We start from the raw sequence: 5,936 nt of genomic DNA, 5'->3' as shown, positions 1-5,936 counted from the left end.
TTTCTGGACATCCACCCGGAAGATCCCCTGCTGGAACTTATGTCCGTTTCGGCAGTACACTTTTGAGCCCAGCTCGCCCGCCTTGATGACAACGACCTGAGTATTGGCTCGAAGGAAACGCTCAGCCGTGGCATCATCATCTTTGTTGCCCGGTGCCAGCACGGTTTCCATCATGTCGAACTCTTCGCGGTTGCCGATAACGATGTCTGACAGACCAGCTGCAATGCCATAGTAGATAGAAGCATCGACATCGGTACGCCATGAATATGGGCGATAATCGACATCCAACACTACGGCTGTGTTACTGCGACGAGCATGCTCCATGGCAATCAGCGTTGCCTCGCGGCTCGGGCTTTCAGACAGCGCGGTACCGGTCACCACCAGTACCTTGGCACTGGCAATGTACTCTGGGTCAACCTGCTCGGGCTTAATAGTCAGATCAGAGGCCTTGTTACGGTAGATAAGGACTGTGCAGTCACTCGGCTTCATTTCGGTAAAGGCCACCGAGGTGCGCGAGCCGGATGCATCCGTCATCATGCCGTCAAGGTTGATCCCCTGACCCGACATATAGCTGCGAACATAACCGCCGAATGCATCATCAGCGACACAGCCGATAAATCCTGCCTTGGCGCCCAATTTGCTGATCGCGACTGCGATATTGGCCGCCGAGCCACCGACGAATTTATTGAACCCTGAAATATCTGCCATGTCCGTGTTGGATTCACGGGCGTAAAGATCAACGCCCGCGCGACCTAACACGATGGCATCCAGCGGACGATCTTGCTGAAGTGCAATCTTTGTCATGGTGTGTTCCTATTACTTGTACTCAACCCAGGCTGCATTCTGATCTGCAGACTCAACACATTTCTCACACAGTCGTACGCCTTCGATACCAGCATCGATACCAGGGAACCAGATCCCTTCCAGCGTCTCCTGATCGTCGCGGTCAGCAGCATCAAATGCCAACGCGAAGCGGTGGTACAGGTTAGCCCATGACTCGAAGTAACCTTCCGCATGACCGCCACCAACGCGATTTGCAGCAACACCTTCCGCATCTTGATACAAATAACCCATACCGCGGTCGAGGATACGTGGCGGCTCACCCTGAATCTCATAACGAAGCTGGTTCGGATGCTCGTCCCACCATTCGATAGAAGCTTTAGAGCCGACGATACGGATCTTCTGCTGGTGCATGGAGCCTGCATTGACTGCCGATGCCCATAGCGTTCCAACTGCCCCGCCCTTAAATTCCATCATCACGTGAGCGTTATCTTCCAGCGGTGTACGAGACTTGATAAAGCTCTGGCGCATGCAAGAAAGACGATCAACCTCAAGGCCGGTCATCACTTCGCAAAGATAGAATGCATGAGTACCGATATCGCCCAGCACATAAGTTGGACCTGATACCTCAGGACTTACACGCCACTTCAGACCCGGATCATTTTTCTCGTACTCTTCGTTGTGGAAGCCGTGGGCAAACTGCATGTTAATGACGCGCACTTCACCAAGATCACCACGCTGAACCATTTCACGCGCCTGCTGAACCATTGGGAAACCGCTATAGCCGTACATCACACCAATCACACGGTTCTTGCTTGCCGCAATCGCCTTCAGCTCTTCCGCTTCTTCGGTTGTGAAAGTGATCGGCTTTTCACACACCACGTGAAGGTTGGCTTCCAGCGCCGCCTTGCAGATTTCGTAGTGGGTAGAGTTTGGTGTCGCGATAGACACAGCCTGAATACCGTCTTCACGCTTGGCTTCAGCTTCAAACATCTCGGCATAGCTGGCGTAACAACGCTCGGCGTCCAACCCCAGATTGACACCAAAATCACGGCAGCGCTGCGGATCTAAGTCAAACGCGCCAGCAACCAGCTTAAACAGACCATCACGCTGCGCGGCATTACGGTGCGAGTAACCAATCTGGCTACCGCGGCCGCCGCCGACCATTGCCCAGCGAATAGGTTGTTCAAAGTGACGTTCTTCATTAAACATAATTTTGCTCCCTTACTGGCACAGCGGGTTATCTTCCCGCCGTGCCTGCGGTTTCAGTTATTGGAAATTTTTTAGGGTCTTTGGCCCCTGAACTTATACTCCGCGGCGCTGGTGCGCTCGGCCTTCTTCCCACTCAGCCACTTTCTTGGCTGTGTCCTGGTTATCTGTAACTTCAGGTAGCCCCACTTCCCACCAGCAGTCACACTTGGACCATGCCGCCGGTGAAACCGGATCGATGTCGACCACAATCACGTAAGTACGGTCAGCTTCCTTGGCACGGGCAAAGGCAGCGTCAAACTCGTCGATTGAAGACAGCTTCTCACTGATGGCTCCCTGCGCCTCGGCGTGCTTGGCAAAATCAACGCGGGCCAGTTCGCCGTCAGGACGGCGACAGTCAGACAGCAGGTTGTTGAAGGATTCGTTACCGGTATTGTTCTGCAGCTTATTGATCACCGCGAAACCACCGTTGTCGCATACCACCAGAATCATCTTGTGACCGGTCAGTACCGACGAGTAGATATCCGAGTTTTGGATCAGGTAGGAACCGTCACCCACCAGCACGACAACATCGTTGTTCGGGTTGGCAATCTTGGCCCCCCAGCCACCGGCAATTTCATAACCCATGCAGGAGAAACCAAACTCGATGTCGAACTTGCCAATCTGGTAGTTTTGCCAGTTCATTGCCAGCTCGGCAGGCAGGCCACCAGCGGCAGTCAGTACGGTGTCACCTTTTTCCATTGACTTGTTCAGCTTGCCAATGACCTCTGCATAAGAAGACATGCTCGGCAGCAGATCACCTTCCTGCGGGTGGGTACGACGGTGAACAACGGCTTTCCACTCGTCAGCCTGCGCTTTGGCGGTGTCTGCCCACTCCTGCTCAGAGCGCCAATCACCAAGCAATACCGATAGTTTGGTCATGCAGGCTTTGGCATCGCCTAGTACCGGATATGACATGTGCTTCACCGCATCAAACCTAGCCACGTTGACGCTGATGAGTTTCATGTCCTGATTACGGAATACGGTCCACGAGCCCGTTGTAAAGTCTTGTAGTCGGGTACCAATCGCCACGACCACATCGGCGTGGGCAGCCATATAGTTGGCAGAATCAGAGCCTGTTACCCCGATCGGTCCGGCGTTTAGCGGGTTGTCCTGCAGCATGGTGGCACGTCCGGCAATAGTCTCGACAACCGGAATGTTGTGCTTACCGGCAAATGCAGCCAGCTCGTCGGTTGCCAGCGAGTAATGCACGCCGCCACCGGAGATGATCAACGGACGTTTGGCTTTGATAAGGATTTCTTTGGCTTCCTCCAGAGCGACCAGTTCAGGCTCTGGACGACGAATACGGTGGACTTTTTCAGCAAAGAAAACTTCCGGGAAGTCGTAGGCGACGCCCTGAATGTCTTGCGGCAGACCGATAAAGGCAGGTCCGCAGGTTGCCGGATCCAGCATGGTGTCAATCGCCTGAGGCAGCGTGTGCATCAGTTGGGTTGGCGAGACGATACGATCCCAATATCGGGTCAGTGGCTTGAAGGTATCGTTACACGTCACTGACGGATCTTCGAAGTTTTCTGGCTGCTGCAATACCGGATCCGGCAGGCGGCTGACATAGGCATCACCTGAGATCAACAGCAGAGGCAGACGGTTGGTATGGGCAATACCTGCCGCTGTCACCATGTTGGTTGCACCCGGGCCGATAGAGCTGGTTGCGATACCAATACGTCGACGCTGGTTCGCTTTGGCAAAGGCGATTGCCGCCGTCGCCATCGACTGTTCGTTCTGACCGCGCCAGGTAGGAATTTTGTCTTCGATATTTTTTAATTGCTGTCCAAAGCATGTCACATTACCGTGACCGAAAATGGCAAAAGCGGCACCGAACAGCTGCTCTTTCTTACCATCAATGTCTATCATTTGTGCTGCAAGGTACTTAGCTAGCGCTTCAGCAACAGTCAGGCGTACAGTTTTCATCTTCTTCCTCGATTTTCGACACACGAAAAAAAATGGCTTCCTTGCCCTGGCTACAGTGTGTTTTCCTGTTTATAGCGTAGCCAGTGTTTAAAACCGGGGAGCAAGCTCCCCGGAAGGACTGAATCGTCAGAACTTACAGGCCGTACTTCTTGGCGTAGCCTGTGATGTTCTCGTAAGCTGTCTTGGCATACGTCAATGGATGGGCCTTGGCAGGATCCTGCTCGGCTTCAACCAGTAACCAGCCTTCGTAGTTACGCTCTTTCAGTGCAGCGAATACATCGTCATAATCAACGTCGCCAGTACCAGGAACGGTAAATACACCATCAAGAACTGCATTAAGGAATGACTTGTCTGCATCGCGTGCTGCCTTCATCACATCCAGGCGAAGATCTTTAAAGTGCATGTGGCCGATGCGGTGGCCCCAGCGCTTGATCATTGTGACCGGGTTACCACCACCGTAAGTGATATGGCCGGTATCAAGAGTAAGGTGTACGGCATCACCGGTTAGCTCCATCAGCAAATTGATGTCATCTTCTGTTTCACAGATGGTGCCGACATGGTGGTGGAACGAAAGCTTGATATCATGCTCGTTCAACAGGTACTCAGCGACCGTTGTGAGCTTCTCGGCATAAGCTTTCCACTCATCCATTGTCAGGATCACACGCTGCGAAAGCGGTGTGTTGATGTCGCCGTGAACGGTATTGCTCACTTCGCCGTAAACCATTGCTTTACAGCCAGCCGCTTTAAGCAACGTAATGTGGTCCTGCATGGCTGCAATTTCTTCTTCAGCCGTCAGCGTCATCAGGTTGCCGCTGAACCAGCCAGACGCCAGTACCAGGCCGTGTTTTTCAAGCAGAGGGATCAATACCTCTGGCTCTCTCGGGTATTTAGTCCCTAGTTCGGTACCGGTAAAACCGGCTTCTGACATTTCGCTCAAACATGTTTCCAATGGGATTTCACCGCCAAGTTCTGGCATGTCATCGTTAGTCCAGGTCAAAGGGCTGATTCCGTATTGCACCTTGCTCATGTTTGTTCTCCACAATTTCTTATCAAGTATTAGGAAGATGAGATTGATTCCTCTGTCCTATTCATCGGTGTCTCTTGGGCAACCTCTAAATAAGCCGTTCAATCTTCACCACTTTGCTTCACTGGAAATCAATATAAACGAACAAATCGATAATGAAAAATATTTTTCAACCAATGAAATCAATTTCAAATACAAGCACTTTTTTGAAAAAAGTGAGGGATTACGCGGCCTGCGGCTATTTTTTGAGCAAGATCACAAAATCAATTATTGTTTATTTTTCAGTAATTTAAATGCAAAAACTAGTTTGAAAAATATTTATCACAATTTGAGCAAGGTAACATTTTTGAGGAAAAGACGGTTTAGACGGTGGCGGGATTGATTTTGAAGCCCTATGATTTCTCTCAACGCCGAATGGAAAATATTTTTCAATATACATTTACAAATACTAAAAAATAGCCGGCGTATGACACATTCCGATACAAATACCCTACAGTCATAGCGGTATCGGATACCACCCAAATCACGCTTATTCGATGGTTAGGCACGAGGCGGGTACCTCAACAAGGAGTAGAACATGTCACCCAACCAAGGGGCATTGTCCCATAAACATAACATCGCCTATATTGTCAGGATCTGCTGTATTGCAGCCTTAGGAGGGATCTTACTGGGCTACGATACAGCCGTGATATCAGGTGCCATCGGCCCGATCCGCGATTACTTCGGCTTAAGTCCTGCACAAACCGGCTGGGCCGTATCCAGCGTCGTACTCGGCAGTATACTCGGTGCCGTCAGCGCCGGTTGGAGTGCCCTGAAATATGGCCGCCGCAATACCCTCTTTATCGCCGCTATCCTTTTCTCGATATCCGCAGTTGGCTCTGCGATAGCCCCCACCTTCACTATCTACGTTCTGCTTCGTATCGTAGGCGGTGTTGCTGTTGGTCTGGCCTGCGTG

5 protein-coding genes are annotated in these 5,936 nt (G+C 51.5%); 1 reads left to right on the top strand and 4 read right to left on the bottom strand.

Features of this window, described 5'->3' with window-relative positions; translation table 11 throughout:
- The 4 genes from MHN01_RS13890 to iolE form a co-directional block, all read right to left on the bottom strand.
- On the bottom strand, nt 1-804 hold an 804-nt coding region (locus tag MHN01_RS13890; RefSeq protein WP_239411891.1), incomplete at its 3' end, for a PfkB family carbohydrate kinase.
- Between the two features lie 12 nt (nt 805-816).
- Nucleotides 817-1,992 carry a Gfo/Idh/MocA family protein gene (locus MHN01_RS13885; RefSeq protein WP_239411890.1) on the bottom strand — a complete coding sequence of 392 codons (1,176 nt, stop codon included), beginning with the start codon at nt 1,990-1,992 and terminating at the stop codon, nt 817-819.
- A 93-nt stretch (nt 1,993-2,085) separates the two neighbouring features.
- Nucleotides 2,086-3,957 (bottom strand): 3D-(3,5/4)-trihydroxycyclohexane-1,2-dione acylhydrolase (decyclizing), encoded by a 1,872-nt coding sequence (gene iolD / locus MHN01_RS13880; protein ID WP_239411889.1) that lies wholly within the window; start codon nt 3,955-3,957, stop codon nt 2,086-2,088.
- A gap of 133 nt (nt 3,958-4,090) precedes the next feature.
- Nucleotides 4,091-4,984 carry a myo-inosose-2 dehydratase gene (gene iolE / locus MHN01_RS13875; RefSeq protein ID WP_239411888.1) on the bottom strand — a complete coding sequence of 298 codons (894 nt, stop codon included), beginning with the start codon at nt 4,982-4,984 and terminating at the stop codon, nt 4,091-4,093.
- Nucleotides 4,985-5,558: 574 nt separating this feature from the next.
- Between iolE and MHN01_RS13870 the strand changes: the two genes are divergently transcribed.
- Nucleotides 5,559-5,936: MFS transporter (locus MHN01_RS13870; protein ID WP_239411887.1), on the top strand; the 378-nt coding region annotated here is incomplete at its 3' end.

The organism is Photobacterium sp. OFAV2-7, from assembly GCF_022347985.1.
Taxonomy (GTDB): domain Bacteria; phylum Pseudomonadota; class Gammaproteobacteria; order Enterobacterales; family Vibrionaceae; genus Photobacterium.
This window is presented reverse-complemented; position numbering and strand designations above follow the sequence as displayed.